The organism is Ruegeria sp. AM1, assembly GCF_056540745.1.
The window spans coordinates 168,212-181,261 of the sequence record NZ_JBQFXH010000005.1 but is presented as its reverse complement, the minus strand read 5'-3'; the positions used below and the strand labels follow the sequence as shown (position 1 = coordinate 181,261).

Genomic DNA, 13,050 nt, shown 5'->3' with positions numbered 1-13,050 from the left:
TCCTTGATCATTCCAATGATCTGTTCGTCGCTAAATCTGCGTTTCATAGTCCATCCTTTGCTTGGACGGATTACTAACACCTCAATGGCCTGATTTCAGGGGGCTGGGTCATTTTATATCTACGGTTTTAGAAGACTTAGAATTCATCGAGTCGACTTGGACCGAGCAACCAACTTGTACTATCGCGCGTATTTACGCTTCCGTTTTGCGCCGCCTAGTTGTTGACCGTATGTATGAAGCGGCTTGGACCTTCTTAGGTATGGTTGAGGAACCAAACATACCTGCGGTTGACTTAGATGCATCTATAGCAAGCATAGACCCAAAATACATTCATTATGCCTATGCAGGAGGGGCGCCGACGAAGCCAGCTTACCATCGTAGCTTAGCATTATTTGTTGTTCCAAAAGCTGATTTTTCCGAAGAGCAAAAAGAAGAAAAAATCAAAGAACTAAAGAGCGAGGTAAGACCAAGTCAAAGAAACTTCCCAATCTCAGAGTTTTATTCGTCCTCATCGGTATTGACTGGTTCCGCTCGGGTGAGCCGTGAAGGGATTATTAGATATGTTGCCAACAAACTTGGAGGCGTTCACTGGGACAACCGACGGGGCAAGTGGATCGAACCTATTGGAGGAAGGCATCGATTTCTTGACGAACAGCATACCTATGTAGGTCCGCTATCTGCCCCTCTGTACGAGGTTGTTTCTATTTCCCATGCACTAATATCAAGTGAAGACACCAAAAAATTCATGGACGCAGCAAAAAGAAGGCTTCCATCGGAGAGAAGAGCTTGGGATGAAATTAGCTTCCGCGAGGGGCGGGCAGGTAAGTATGCGACGATGAACTACAAAAAAAACTAACTGCGCTTCCGCCGCTTCACATTCCCACCCCGCTGCCCCGGCCTGCCAGCCGTAGACCGTCCACGCGATTTCACGGCATCTTCCGAGGCTTTCTCGACCGCCCATTGGCGCGCCATGGGGTCGTCGGCGACGGCCAGATCGACCGCTTCCAGACGTTTGATCTCGTCCCGGATGTTGGCGGCCTCTTCGAATTCAAGGTTCTCGGCGGCTTTGCGCATCTGGTCGCGCAACCCGTCCAGATGCGCCTCGAGATTGGCACCGTGCATCGGTTTGTCGATGGTGGCGGTGACGCGGTTCATGTCGACGTCGCCTTCGTAGAGACCGGCCAGAACGTCCTCGACGTTCTTTTTGACGGTCTCGGGCGTGATGCCGTGTTCCTCGTTATAGGCGATCTGTTTGGCGCGGCGGCGGTTGGTTTCGTTCAGCGCGCGCTCCATCGAGCCGGTGATCTTGTCGGCATACATGATCACCCGGCCATCGGCGTTTCGTGCGGCGCGGCCGATGGTTTGCACCAGAGAGGTCTCGGACCGCAGGAAACCCTCTTTGTCGGCGTCCAGAATGGCGACCAGCCCGCATTCGGGGATGTCCAGGCCTTCGCGCAGCAGGTTGATGCCAACCAGCACATCAAACGCCCCCAGCCGCAGGTCGCGCAGGATTTCGATGCGTTCCAGCGTGTCGATATCCGAGTGCATGTAGCGGACTTTGATGCCTTGTTCGTGCAGATATTCGGTCAGGTCCTCGGCCATGCGTTTGGTCAGCGTGGTGACCAGCGTGCGATAGCCATCGGAGGCGACCTTGCGCACCTCGTCCAGCAGGTCGTCCACCTGCATCGACACGGGCCGGATCTCGACCTCAGGGTCCAAGAGGCCGGTGGGGCGGATCACCTGTTCGGTGAAAACGCCGCCGGTTTGTTCGATCTCCCATTTGGCCGGGGTGGCCGAGACGAAGACGGATTGAGGGCGCATGGCATCCCATTCCTCGAACTTGAGGGGGCGGTTATCCATGCAGGACGGCAGGCGGAACCCGTGTTCGGCCAGCGTAAACTTGCGCCGATAGTCGCCCCGGTACATACCGCCGATTTGGGGCACGCTGACATGGGATTCGTCGGCGAAGACAATGGCATTGTCGGGGATGAATTCGAATAGGGTGGGGGGAGGCTCGCCTGGGGCGCGGCCGGTGAGATAGCGCGAGTAGTTCTCGATCCCGTTGCAGACGCCGGTGGCCTCGAGCATTTCCAGATCGAAATTTGTGCGCTGTTCCAGTCGTTGGGCCTCCAGCAGTTTGCCCTCGCCCACCAGTTGGTCGAGCCGGATGCGGAGTTCTTTTTTGATCCCGATGATGGCCTGATTCATTGTGGGTTTCGGCGTCACGTAGTGCGAGTTTGCATAAACCCGCACCTGCTCCATCGAGGTGGCGCGTTCGCCGGTCAGCGGGTCGAACTCGGTGATCTGTTCCAGTTCCTCGCCGAAGAACGAGAACTTCCACGCGCGGTCCTCAAGGTGGGCGGGCCAGATTTCCAGGGAATCACCCCGCACCCGGAACGAGCCGCGCTGAAACGCCTGATCGTTGCGGCGGTATTGCTGGGCAACCAGATCAGACATCACCTGCCGCTGGTCATATTCGCTGCCGACCTTCAGATCCTGCGTCATCGCCCCATAGGTCTCGACCGAACCGATGCCGTAGATACAGGACACCGAAGCGACGATAATCACGTCATCACGCTCCAACAGCGCCCGGGTGGCCGAGTGGCGCATCCTGTCGATCTGTTCGTTGATCTGCGATTCTTTTTCTATGTAGGTGTCCGAGCGCGCCACATAGGCTTCGGGCTGGTAGTAGTCATAATACGACACGAAGTATTCTACCGAGTTCTCGGGGAAGAAGCCTTTGAACTCACCATAAAGCTGAGCGGCCAGCGTCTTGTTGGGGGCCAGGATAATCGCGGGGCGCTGAGTTTCCTCGATGACCTTGGCCATGGTGAAGGTCTTGCCGGTCCCGGTTGCGCCCAGCAGCACCTGATCGCGTTCGCCATCGTTCACGCCCCCGGCAAGCTCCTTGATCGCGGTTGGCTGATCGCCAGCGGGCGCGAATTCGGTATGCATGACGAACTGTTTGCCGCCTTCCAGTTTCAGGCGCGCACGTACGTCTTCGGCAGTCAGTTGGGTCTTGTCAGAATGGGCGTAAGGCATAAACGGGCTCCGGGTCAGGCCCCTACATTTGTTCTTATTTTGTCCAACTGCAAGGGCTGATCCGGTCTGAGGTCCACAGTTTCATGAACAGGCGGGCAGGCCGTATGGCAGCGGGTCCTTGCCCAGCTTTGCCGCAAGCGCCCTGAGGTTGCCATCCAGCACGCGCGTCATCGCCATTTTCATCAGCGTTTGCCCCAGAACCCAGCCGAGGGCGCCGTATTTCACCGTGTAGTCCATGCTCCAGATTACCCGCGCGCGGGCCTCGCCCAGCGGTTCGATGGCAATTGCGGCATGCGCCTCGGTCAGAGGCAGGGCGGACATATCAGAGAGGCGGACGCCATAGCCCCGGTTGGGCTCCCAATACGTGACCTCTTCGACCAGAAAGGTGCCGTTCGCAAAATAGCAGCGGCGCTTTGAGCCGATCCCGTTTGGGCCACGGGTCAGGGCGTCGACGAACGTGACCTGTGGAGCGATTTCGTCAATCTGCATAAAGCGGCTCAGTATGGCCCAGATCGCTTCGGGTCGCGCGTCAATGTCCAGGTGTCTGTGATGGTGGATCATCTGTTTAATCCTTTGGCTGTAATGAGGCTCATTATGAAGAGTGCTGATGACAATTCCTGGCATCAGGCGGCTCGGGCGCGCCGCGACAATTGCCATCTTGTCCCGCGCCGCGCTGTGGCGCATAAACACACTCAGCCAAGTGAGTACGGAGAGGCGACATGCGCGCACGGATTTACCAGCCTTCACGGAATGCGATGACTTCGGGGATGGCCAAAACCCGCAAGTGGGTTCTGGAATACGCCCCCGCGTCGGCGCGCGAGGTTGATCCGCTGATGGGCTGGACCTCGTCATCGGATACGCAGACTCAGGTGCGTCTGAAATTCGACACCAAGGAAGAGGCGCTGGACTATGCCAAAGACAATGGCATCGACGCGCAGGTGAGCGAACCACATAAGCGCAAGCCCAACCTGCGCGCGCGCGGCTATGGCGAGAATTTCGCCACCGATCGGCGCGGCCCCTGGACCCACTGAATGATCGACATCCGTGAGGCCGATCCGGGCGATGAAAAGATTCGCCCGATCATTGAGGCTCATCTTGCCCACAGCTGGGATGCGACGCCTCAAACATCAAATCACACGCTGGATGTCGATGCTTTGCGGGAGCCCGGTCTGCGGTTCTGGGCGTTGTTTGACGGTGATAAGCCTGTAGGCTGCGGCGCGCTCAAGGCGCTGCCGGATGGCACGGCCGAGGTGAAATCGGTTCATATCCTTGCTGCTGCGCGCGGGCGCGGGCTGGCGCGGCAGATGATGGAGTATCTTGCCGATCTGGCGCGGGCCGAGGGGATCGCGGCACTGGTTCTTGAAACCGGTGCGGCGCATCTGTCCGAATATGACGCCGCCCGCAAACTCTATGAGTCTCTGGGGTATTCCTATTGCTATCCGATTTATGGGTATGTGCCAGACCCAAACAGCGCCTTCATGCGCTTGGCCCTTGAACCCGGACGCTAAAAGCAGCAAGAAGAGGCCAGCGGTCCCGTAGCTCAACTGGATAGAGCAGCTGACTTCTAATCAGCAGGTTGAGGGTTCGAGTCCTTCCGGGATCGCCAGTTATCTCTCACATTCCGTTCATGCCTGGAATCTGGTGGCGGCGCGGTTGCGCGGACCGAATCCCAACGTCGTTCAGGTGTCTTTCAAAGGGCTTTGAGGGCGCTCGAATGCTGGAATTCGATTTTGACGTTACGTCGCGAAAATACGCCCGCGATTGAGGAAGTTGACGTAAACGTAAGGTACGTCATGGTTTTTTGACTGGTCGGTAAAAAAATGACGTAAAACCCGGGTTTCTTCCCCCTAACCGTACAGAAAAACTTTCATACATGCGCCGTGTCGCTGCGGATCACCACTCACTTCACAAGATCCTTGAGCCCTTGCACCAGGGTTCGGCTCAGGTCCGCAGCGGCACAAGTTTTGGGAACTCTAGTGTTAAAGGACTCTGAAGATGCAATTCAAATTGTTTCGGAACTGCTTTGATACAGTGCAAGCTGCGCGCCCAACATATGTGGAGGATGCGGATGGCACGGCTTCGGAGGCGAGTGGAAGGTACCCCCTGATCGATCGATCAGAACTGATCGCCCTGTTCAGGACTGTGCTTGAGGAAAAGAAAAATGATCTGCCGGCGGGCGGGCGGCGCAAGGTTTCCGGTGGTGCGGCAGATATCTCAGTCGTCAAAAAATGACAGGCTGAGACGGCGCAGCTGCTTGCACTCCCTTCTTTCAATTCCCGATTTTGCCTTGACCCAGCGGCACCTTCGTTCTGTTTTGCGCCAGGTCATGTTGGAGGCAGAAAACCGGCTCTATCTGAACATCATCACCTGACGCAGGAAGAGATGAGCGGAACTTTTGGTCGATCAGAGGCCGGGCATCCCGTACAGTGTTCTTTGTGGCAGGTTTCACACGGGCTGGGTATTAAGGGTATGAAATATCACAATAAACCATTTGATCAGCTAAAGGTCGGCGACCAGGCAGAGCTGAAGCGCATTTGCACTGAGGATGATTTCTTTGTCTTCGCGTCGAATTCGGGCAATCACAATCCGCTGCATCTGGCCACCGAAGACGGCGATGGTGACATGGTGAACGAGGCGATTGCACCGGCTCTGTTTGTGGGCGCTTTGATTTCAGCGGTGCTGGGCAACATATTACCGGGTGCGGGCACCCTCTATAAGTCGCAGAATTTCGAGTTCGTCGACCGGGCCCATGCGGGGGATGAATTGCTGGCGCGTGTGCGGGTTGCCGAAAAACGGGCGCACCGCGAGGTGGTGATGGAAACCGAAGTGACGCGCCCTGCGGATGACGCGGTCATCGTGACCGGAACCGCCGTGGTGATCGCGCCCGAGAAAGAGCTGTATTTCAGCGAGATCGAGGTACCCGGCCTCGTCGTGCAGCGGCATCGGCATTTCGATGCGCTGCTCGAACGCTCAAAGCCGCTGGCGCCGATTCCGACGGCTGTTGTTGCACCAGAAGAACCCAATTCGCTCGGCGGGGCGCTGTTGGCGGCGCAGGAGACAATCATTGATCCGATTCTCGTGGGTGATCCTGATAAGATTCAGGCCGCAGCGGGCGCTTGCGGTCTGTCACTGCATGGCATCGAGGTTGTTCCCGTTCGAGATCACTTCGACGCGGCGGGCGTTGCGGTGGATCTGGTCGCAGAAGGCCGTGCAGGGGCTTTGATGAAGGGGCATCTGCACACCGATGACCTGCTGCGTGCAGCCCTGCGCAAAGATCGTGGGCTGCGGGCGGGACGGCGGTTCACGCATGTGTTTGTCATGGACGTGCCGGGGCAGCCGCATCCGTTGCTGGTTACCGATGCGGCGATCAATATCGAACCAGACCTGAAGACCAAGATCGACATCACCCAGAATGCCATCGATCTGGCCATTTCCATCGGGATCGAGCGCCCCAAGGCCGGAGTACTGTCTGCGGTCGAAACCGTGAACCCGGCGCTCCGGTCATCTATGGATGCGGCGCTGCTTTCGAAAATGGCTGAGCGGGGTCAGATCAGGGGCGGCCTCGTTGACGGGCCGCTGGCGATGGATAACGCGGTCAGTCTGGCCGCTGCACGCACCAAGGGGATCGTGTCCGAAGTTGCAGGCAGGGCGGATATTTTGGTGGTGCCCAATCTGGATGCGGGCAACATGCTGGCCAAGCAATTGACCTATATCGCACATGCCGAAGGGGCCGGGGTGGTTCTAGGGGCGAAAGTGCCGATCATTCTCAACAGCCGCGCCGATGATGACAAGGCGCGGCTAGCTTCTTGCGCAGTGGCAGCACTGCACGCAGCCCGAATGATGGAGCAGATCTGATGACGCATGTGGTCACGTTGAATTCCGGATCTTCCTCGTTGAAATTCGGGCTATTCACGCTTGAAGGCGGAGACCCAAGGGCGGTCTGTACCGGCGCGGTCGAACGTATCGGGCGCGCGGACGCCCATATCGAGGCGCAGACCATAGACGGTGAGATGCTGATCGATGAGATCTCGGCCGAGATCACCGACCAGCACAGCGCGCTTGACCGGGTGCTCGATTTTGTCACCACTCGCTTTCCCGGCGCGGTGATCTCGGCTGTGGGGCATCGGATCGTACATGGCGGGCCCGACAATGACGGGCCAGTACTGCTGACCCAGGACAACCTGCAGCAGCTTGAACAGTTCTCGCCTTTCGCCCCATTGCATCAGCCTTTCAACATCGCCGGCGTCCGCGCCGCGATGCAACGTTTCCCGGATGCAGCACAGATTGCCTGCTTCGATACCGCGTTTCACCGCAACCACCCTTGGGTCAATGACACCTTTGCGCTGCCGCCCGAGTATTACGACATGGGGGTGCGTCGGTACGGGTTTCATGGGCTGAGCTACAATTACATCTCAGAGCATCTGAGAAAGACCGCACCTCTGTTGCACAGTGGCCGTGTGATCGTGGCGCATCTGGGCAACGGGGCTTCGATGTGTGGCATGATCCGGGGCCGTTCGGTCGGATCCAGCATGGGTTTCTCCGCCTTGGATGGGCTGCCGATGGGCACCCGCTGCGGTCAGCTGGACCCGGGCGTTGTCCTGTATCTGATGGAGCAGAAGGGCATGACTGCGGCCGAGATTACGCAGCTGCTGTATCGGGAATCCGGCTTGCTGGGGATGTCGGGCCTGTCAAATGATATGAAAACGCTGGAAGAGGCCGACACATCGGAAACCCGTAAGGCGATCAACTATTTCAATTTCCGGACCCGGCGCGAGCTGGGGGCGCTTGCGGCGGTTCTGGGCGGGCTGGATGCGATCGTTTTTACCGGCGGCATCGGTGAGCATTCCGCACTGGTGCGCGAGAGGGTTTGCGCAGATATGGGGTGGCTGGGGATCGAGCTGGACCCCGATTCCAATGCAGATAGCGCCCGCATCATTTCGACCCCGCTGTCGCGCGTTCAGGTCATGGTCATTCCAACAAACGAAGAACTGGTGATCGCGCGGGCTGCAAACGCGCTTTGTGCGCCCCTTTCGCCAGAGAATCACGTCGAGGCACTGCCGGATCATCACGAAAAAGTCATCGAAAAAGGCAGGTTTTCCAGGGAGGAGGGGGCCGTAGAGCGGCAAATCATGCACCAAAAATAGCCCTTCTACGGGAATCCCCCAATATCGCGCCGGCTGGTCTCTGGTTATCTTCTTCTTAACGGGTCGAATCTGACCAACCACTTTCCCCGAAGAGGGGCTGGCGCTTACCCCCTCAGCCGGCCCCTCAAAAACCCCCAACAGTCGGTTTGAAGGTTTGAGCACTGGTGCGCTGAGCGCTCGTTCTTAGTGTTTTGCTGATATTGACACAGTGGGCTCTGCCAAAACCCGGGCCACGAGGTCGGGCAATGTGGCGCTGTCGGCATAAGCGACCGTATGGGCGATCTGGGACGCCGGCGATTTTCTGTAACCTTCGGTGAACAGCAGAAACGGCACCTCGGCGCGGGCTGCGGTTTCCGCATCCACCTCGCTGTCGCCCACAAAGAGGGCGGGCCCGGAACAGTTCAGCGCATCAATGGTTGCGTTCAGGTGCGCCGGATCGGGTTTGCGCACCGGCAGGGTGTCACCGCCAAATACGACTTCAAAATACTGCGCCAGATCGAGCGCGTCCAATACGTGGCGCGCCGGGCCTTCGGGTTTGTTGGTGCAGAGCCCCAGGCGGTGCCCCAAACCCTGCAGCTGCGCTAGCGCCTGTGGCACACCGGGATAAGGTTGGGTGAGTTCGGTCGAGGCGTTGGTGTAGTGCTTCAATGTCAGCCCGACCAAATCGTCGTGCCGTTCCAGCGGAATCTCGCAATGCCGCATGGTGCGCTCAACCAATTTGGGCAGACCATTGCCAACGAATCGTTTTAGGGTTGCCTGCGGCACCACGGGATATCCGATGTCCCCAAGCATCCTGTTCACTGATGCGGCAATGTCTGCAAGGCTGTCCACCAGCGTGCCGTCAAGATCAAATAAGATTGCTGCCATCGCGAAATCTCAAGTTTCTATGCCTGTGTCTGCGGCGCAACTTGTTCGAAATCGGCGGGTAATGGCAAGTATTTTAAGAGGTGGAAATTGCACGGTTGACATACCTTACTGTTTTAATCAGATTAAGGATGGAAGCCGCAGCCAGCCCAGATCCAAGGGTCAGCCAGATATTTGATTATGCGAACAGATAAGGCACTTCGCCTCAGCAGCTCTGGAGATGTCCCGATGAACATGCAGACCCCGAACCCCAGCCAATCATACGCAGTTTCGATGTTGCCCGCCCATAAGGCCGAAGATCTGACGAAGGGCGGTAATCTGGCCCATATCGAGCTGGGCGATCAGCTGTACACCTTGCGCATCACTCGCGCGGGCAAACTGATCCTGACGAAATGAGCACGCCGTCATCCCGCGGTGGCGCGGCCGTGGGTCGCCTGTCTGACCTGAGCCCCGTCGAAGCTGGCGCGGTCATGTATCTGCGCCTGTGGGGTGAAGGAGCAAGAGGGCGCGCGGATGCGGCCAGCGATTTCGACATCGCGCTGGGGTCGGATCAGGGACGCTCGGCCATGCTGACGCTGGACCGCTTATGCGCCCTTTGCGCCCATCATGGTCGCCGCCCTTTGATTCGTCATGGTCTGGGTTGTGCCTGTTTGGGCGCAGATGAGAATTGCTTTGCCCAGATGGTGGCAGCTGCGTCCGAGGGCGCGCGCGAGGATGCCATGATGATGGCATCGCTGATCGTCCGACCTGATTTTGCGCCGGCACTTGCTGCGCTGTCCGAAGAACTTGGGCTGCTGCTGCGGCGGATGACCGCTGCGGTGCCCCGACCAACGACCGGGCACAGGCCCCTCTCGGCTGTGTTACACTGACAGGCAGAGCAGCGCTCCCGGCTGGCATAGCCGGGAGCTTTTTTGTCAGCAGCACCCGCAGCCGGCATGGTGATGATCATGATCGCAGCCGTGTGCAGGTGCAGGCGCGTAGTCACCAACTTCGGTCAGAATTGCGCGCAAGGCCCACAGGATCATATCGACATCCTCTGCCTCGATGGTCAGGGGCGGGCGGATTTTCAGGATGTTATCCGCGGGCCCTTCGCTGCCGATAAGAATGCGATGATCACGCATCCGGTTCTTGACATACTGACAGATTTCCGAGCCTTCCGACCCGTCGGGATTGATCAATTCAACCCCCAGAAACAACCCCATGCCCCGGACGTCGCCGACACAGCGGAACTCGGTTTCGATAAGGCGCAACCCGTCCAGAAGACGCGCGCCCATTGCGCGGGCGTTGTCCTGCAGGCCCTCGTCATCGACGATATCCAGAACCTCTTTGCCGACACGGCAGGACAGGGTCGAGCCGCCAAAGGTCGAGAAGAACTCGATCCCATTGTCAAAACTGTTGGCAATGGCGCGGGTGGTGATCACAACACCCAGCGGGTGGCCGTTGCCGATCGGTTTGCCCAGCACCAGGACATCGGGCACCGCGCCCTGATGCTCGAAGCCGAAATAGTACGCGCCCAAACGGCCCAGACCGGTTTGGACCTCGTCTGCGATGCAGACACCTCCGGCGGCCCGGACCTTTTCGTAAACAGCGGAAAGGTAGCCTTTGGGCGGGATGATCTGCCCACCGACCGAGGGGAAGGTTTCGGCGATGAACCCCGCAAGCCCGTGGCCCTTTTCCGTCAAAGCGGCAATTGCCGGATCAACCAGATCGGCGAATTTGGCAGCGCGGTTGGGGTCATCCCGTCTGAATGCGCCGCGATAGTCATCTGCGACCGCGACCAGTTCGAGCCAGTCGGCCTGCCCCACGCCACCGGGTTTGTTGAACTTGTAGGCAGAAATTGCCACTGCGGCGTTGGTGTTCCCGTGATAGCCATGATCCGGCGTCACAATGCCCGTTGCCCCGGTATGAGCGCGCGCCAGCCGCAGCGCCAGCTCATTCGCCTCAGAGCCGGAATTGACGAAATAGCAGACCTCGAGCGTATCGGGCAGTTTCGACAGGATCTTATCGGCAAAGGTGGTTTGCGCCGGGTGCAGGTAACGGGTGTTGGAATTCATCCGGTGCAGCTGGTCTGCGGCCACGGCCTGAATGCGTGGATGGGCGTGGCCAACATGGGGGACGTTGTTATAGGCGTCCAGATAGGGACGCCCCCATTCGTCAAACAGATGATGCCGCCAGCCCCGAACCAGCATGACCGGATCGTCATAGGTCAGCGACAGGTTGCCGCCAAACCGTGCCAGCCGGTCCCGCAGGACCGCCCGTTTGTCCGTGGGACGGTAAAACACCTTCTCGTCCGGCAGGTTCAGAAGCGCCGCCGGGTTCGGGCAGACCGCATGCCAGAGGAACATCTCATCAGGATCACCAACGCCCGGCCAGTCGGCCTGCATCCCTGCGGTGGTCAGCGCCAGTTGGAAATGCACATGCGGTGCCCAACCTCCGTTCTGGCTGGCGTCTCCCAGACGTGCAAAAGCAGCGCCCTGTGCGACCGGATCACCGGGGTGCAGCCGGTCGCAAATCTCGGGGTCTAGATGACCGTAGAGCGTATAGAACGGGTCACCTTCGGGCGTTTCGTGATGCAGGATCACCACGCCGCCGTAGTCCAGATGGGTATCGCGGTTTTCGACAATCTCGACCCGGCCACTCATCGGCGCATGCAGAACCGTGCCAGCGGGGGCAAAGACATCTACGGCCAGATGAACGGTCCTGCGGTCCGAAGCCTTCCACGGCCCCTTGCGGAAACCGGGTTCAGCATAGATCAGGCGCGGCTCGTTATAGTACCCCAGCCAGAAGCCCTCGCCGAACTCTTCGCCCACCCGTGCGGCTTCTTCCAACGGCATGTGGAACGGGTTTTGCGGCCAGAGAGAGTTTTCAACCGACAGAGAGCCCATCGGGGCTTCATTCAGATCGGTACCAAACATCTGCGCAAACTGCCCGCGATGTTCCGAGAGATAAGTCTGAATGCGCGCGGCCCCGTCCGTCACTGGCAGGCCGCAGGCCGCCCGCAGGCGCGCCGGCATCAGGCCACCGTTGACCGAGCTATCCTCAAGGAATCGCCATGCCGGGGCCTGGCTGATGGTGACATAGGGGTCATCGGGGTTTTTCGCCGCCATCAGGGTCGAATTCACGACCGAGACCGCCAGCCGCATCCGCAGCAGCGGCCAGATCAGGTCAATTTCCTCGGGCCGTAGGCGATTGGCGGCGTGATAGCCGCGCACCAATGCGGCCAGAGCCTGTTCGGGCGTTGGATGATCTAGCACGATATAGGCGCCCGCAATCGCAAGGTCGCAGATGCGCGGTGCGGCGCAGATGTCGCCCAGATCTATCAGGCCGGAAATGCTCTGCCGTTGACCCGGATCCCCATCCACGAGGATGTTGTAGTCGTTGACGTCGTTGTGGATCGCCTGTTTTGGAAGCGCGCCCAGCTGGGCAGTGACGGCTTCAAAACCTTCGGTGATCTCTTGCAGCAAGGCCCGTCTGCCCGGATCGGCAATGATATCCAGCTTGTCGCCGATCCATTGCGCCTGTGTCAGGTCCCATTTGAATTCGGGGCGGTGCAGGCCCGGATCGCTGAACCCTTCCAGCGCGCGGTCGGTTGCGCCCAAAACGCGCCCCAGCTTGAGGATCAGGTCTTCGATCTTGGGGGCGGCCTCGGCATAGCAGCGCCCCGGCAACCGTTCGAGCAGCCAGACAAGCCGGGGTTCCCCGGCTGCGTCCTCGATCTCAGCCAGCAGGCTGCCGTTCAGATCGGCAAGCACCTTGGGAAACGGCAGTCCGGGTGCCTCTGCGGCGATATGTTCAAGCGCTTTGATCTGCAGGTCCACCAGCCCGGCATCGCAGCCTGCGCGCATCACCTTCAGCACATAGTCCTGGCCATTGGTCGCTTGCGCCAGAAAGTTGAGGTCATATTCGCCATCCAGTCGCGACAGCTTTGCCTCAAAGCCCCAATGCGTGCGCAGGGCCTGTGTCCAAAACTCGGTCATGTCACCCCTCCGTTGATGCGCGC

Annotated in this window: 12 protein-coding genes and 1 tRNA gene; 9 read left to right on the top strand and 4 right to left on the bottom strand. The window is 59.0% G+C overall.

The features are described 5' to 3' along the window. Positions 1-61: 61 nt before the first annotated feature. A complete protein-coding gene (locus ACR0I7_RS13445) occupies positions 62-856 on the top strand; it encodes a hypothetical protein (RefSeq protein WP_480511825.1) in 795 nt (264 codons plus the stop codon). Here ACR0I7_RS13445 and uvrB read toward each other — a convergent pair. Beyond that, positions 853-3,042, bottom strand: coding sequence for an excinuclease ABC subunit UvrB (gene uvrB, locus ACR0I7_RS13440; protein ID WP_480511824.1), 2,190 nt, complete (start codon positions 3,040-3,042; stop codon positions 853-855). The genes ACR0I7_RS13445 and uvrB overlap by 4 nt on opposite strands. Before the next feature lie 81 nt (positions 3,043-3,123). Then, a complete protein-coding gene (locus ACR0I7_RS13435; RefSeq protein ID WP_480511822.1) occupies positions 3,124-3,603 on the bottom strand; it encodes an SRPBCC family protein in 480 nt (159 codons plus the stop codon). A gap of 158 nt (positions 3,604-3,761) precedes the next feature. Here ACR0I7_RS13435 and ACR0I7_RS13430 point away from each other — a divergent pair, with 158 nt between their 5' ends. From ACR0I7_RS13430 to ACR0I7_RS13405, 6 genes are all read left to right on the top strand, one after another. Then, the gene (locus tag ACR0I7_RS13430; RefSeq protein WP_480511821.1) at positions 3,762-4,073 is read left to right on the top strand and encodes an ETC complex I subunit; all 312 of its coding nucleotides are present in this window, start codon (positions 3,762-3,764) and stop codon (positions 4,071-4,073) included. Next, complete coding sequence (locus ACR0I7_RS13425; RefSeq protein ID WP_480511819.1) at positions 4,074-4,550, top strand: GNAT family N-acetyltransferase; 477 nt, start codon at positions 4,074-4,076, stop codon at positions 4,548-4,550. Positions 4,551-4,571: 21 nt separating this feature from the next. After that, positions 4,572-4,648 (top strand) — tRNA-Arg (locus tag ACR0I7_RS13420). 389 nt (positions 4,649-5,037) lie between these two features. Then, a complete protein-coding gene (locus ACR0I7_RS13415) occupies positions 5,038-5,274 on the top strand; it encodes a hypothetical protein (RefSeq protein WP_480511817.1) in 237 nt (78 codons plus the stop codon). A 237-nt stretch (positions 5,275-5,511) separates the two neighbouring features. Further along, a complete protein-coding gene (locus ACR0I7_RS13410) occupies positions 5,512-6,897 on the top strand; it encodes a bifunctional enoyl-CoA hydratase/phosphate acetyltransferase (protein WP_480511816.1) in 1,386 nt (461 codons plus the stop codon). Continuing rightward, on the top strand, positions 6,897-8,186 hold the full coding sequence (locus ACR0I7_RS13405) for an acetate/propionate family kinase (protein ID WP_480511815.1): 1,290 nt from the start codon (positions 6,897-6,899) through the stop codon (positions 8,184-8,186). The genes ACR0I7_RS13410 and ACR0I7_RS13405 overlap by 1 nt, the downstream gene beginning before the upstream one ends. 183 nt (positions 8,187-8,369) lie before the next feature. On the opposite strand, the gene gph is transcribed toward ACR0I7_RS13405, so the two are convergent. Beyond that, a complete protein-coding gene (gene gph / locus ACR0I7_RS13400; protein WP_480511814.1) occupies positions 8,370-9,053 on the bottom strand; it encodes a phosphoglycolate phosphatase in 684 nt (227 codons plus the stop codon). 225 nt (positions 9,054-9,278) lie between these two features. On the opposite strand from gph, the gene hemP reads away from it, so the two are divergent. Together hemP and ACR0I7_RS13390 are read left to right on the top strand one after the other, a co-directional pair. Then, positions 9,279-9,446 (top strand): hemin uptake protein HemP, encoded by a 168-nt coding sequence (gene hemP, locus ACR0I7_RS13395; protein ID WP_170328602.1) that lies wholly within the window; start codon positions 9,279-9,281, stop codon positions 9,444-9,446. After that, entirely contained in the window at positions 9,443-9,919 is a 477-nt protein-coding gene (locus ACR0I7_RS13390; RefSeq protein WP_480511812.1) for a hypothetical protein, read from the top strand. Before hemP ends, ACR0I7_RS13390 begins: the two co-directional genes overlap by 4 nt. Positions 9,920-9,964: 45 nt before the next feature. On the opposite strand, the gene ACR0I7_RS13385 is transcribed toward ACR0I7_RS13390, so the two are convergent. Beyond that, positions 9,965-13,027, bottom strand: coding sequence for an aminotransferase class III-fold pyridoxal phosphate-dependent enzyme (locus ACR0I7_RS13385; RefSeq protein WP_480511810.1), 3,063 nt, complete (start codon positions 13,025-13,027; stop codon positions 9,965-9,967). Positions 13,028-13,050 lie beyond the last annotated feature (23 nt).

Excerpts from the sequence above, each read along its gene's own strand:
- hemP (WP_170328602.1), top strand. The coding sequence starts at position 9,279 with ATGAACATGCAGACCCCGAACCCCAGCCAATCATACGCAGTTTCGATG.
- ACR0I7_RS13390 (WP_480511812.1), top strand. The coding sequence starts at position 9,443 with ATGAGCACGCCGTCATCCCGCGGTGGCGCGGCCGTGGGTCGCCTGTCT.
- ACR0I7_RS13385 (WP_480511810.1), bottom strand. The coding sequence starts at position 13,027 with ATGACCGAGTTTTGGACACAGGCCCTGCGCACGCATTGGGGCTTTGAG.
- ACR0I7_RS13410 (WP_480511816.1), top strand. The coding sequence starts at position 5,512 with ATGAAATATCACAATAAACCATTTGATCAGCTAAAGGTCGGCGACCAG.
- ACR0I7_RS13405 (WP_480511815.1), top strand. The coding sequence starts at position 6,897 with ATGACGCATGTGGTCACGTTGAATTCCGGATCTTCCTCGTTGAAATTC.
- ACR0I7_RS13415 (WP_480511817.1), top strand. The coding sequence starts at position 5,038 with ATGCAATTCAAATTGTTTCGGAACTGCTTTGATACAGTGCAAGCTGCG.
- ACR0I7_RS13430 (WP_480511821.1), top strand. The coding sequence starts at position 3,762 with ATGCGCGCACGGATTTACCAGCCTTCACGGAATGCGATGACTTCGGGG.
- uvrB (WP_480511824.1), bottom strand. The coding sequence starts at position 3,042 with ATGCCTTACGCCCATTCTGACAAGACCCAACTGACTGCCGAAGACGTA.
- ACR0I7_RS13435 (WP_480511822.1), bottom strand. The coding sequence starts at position 3,603 with ATGATCCACCATCACAGACACCTGGACATTGACGCGCGACCCGAAGCG.
- gph (WP_480511814.1), bottom strand. The coding sequence starts at position 9,053 with ATGGCAGCAATCTTATTTGATCTTGACGGCACGCTGGTGGACAGCCTT.
- ACR0I7_RS13425 (WP_480511819.1), top strand. The coding sequence starts at position 4,074 with ATGATCGACATCCGTGAGGCCGATCCGGGCGATGAAAAGATTCGCCCG.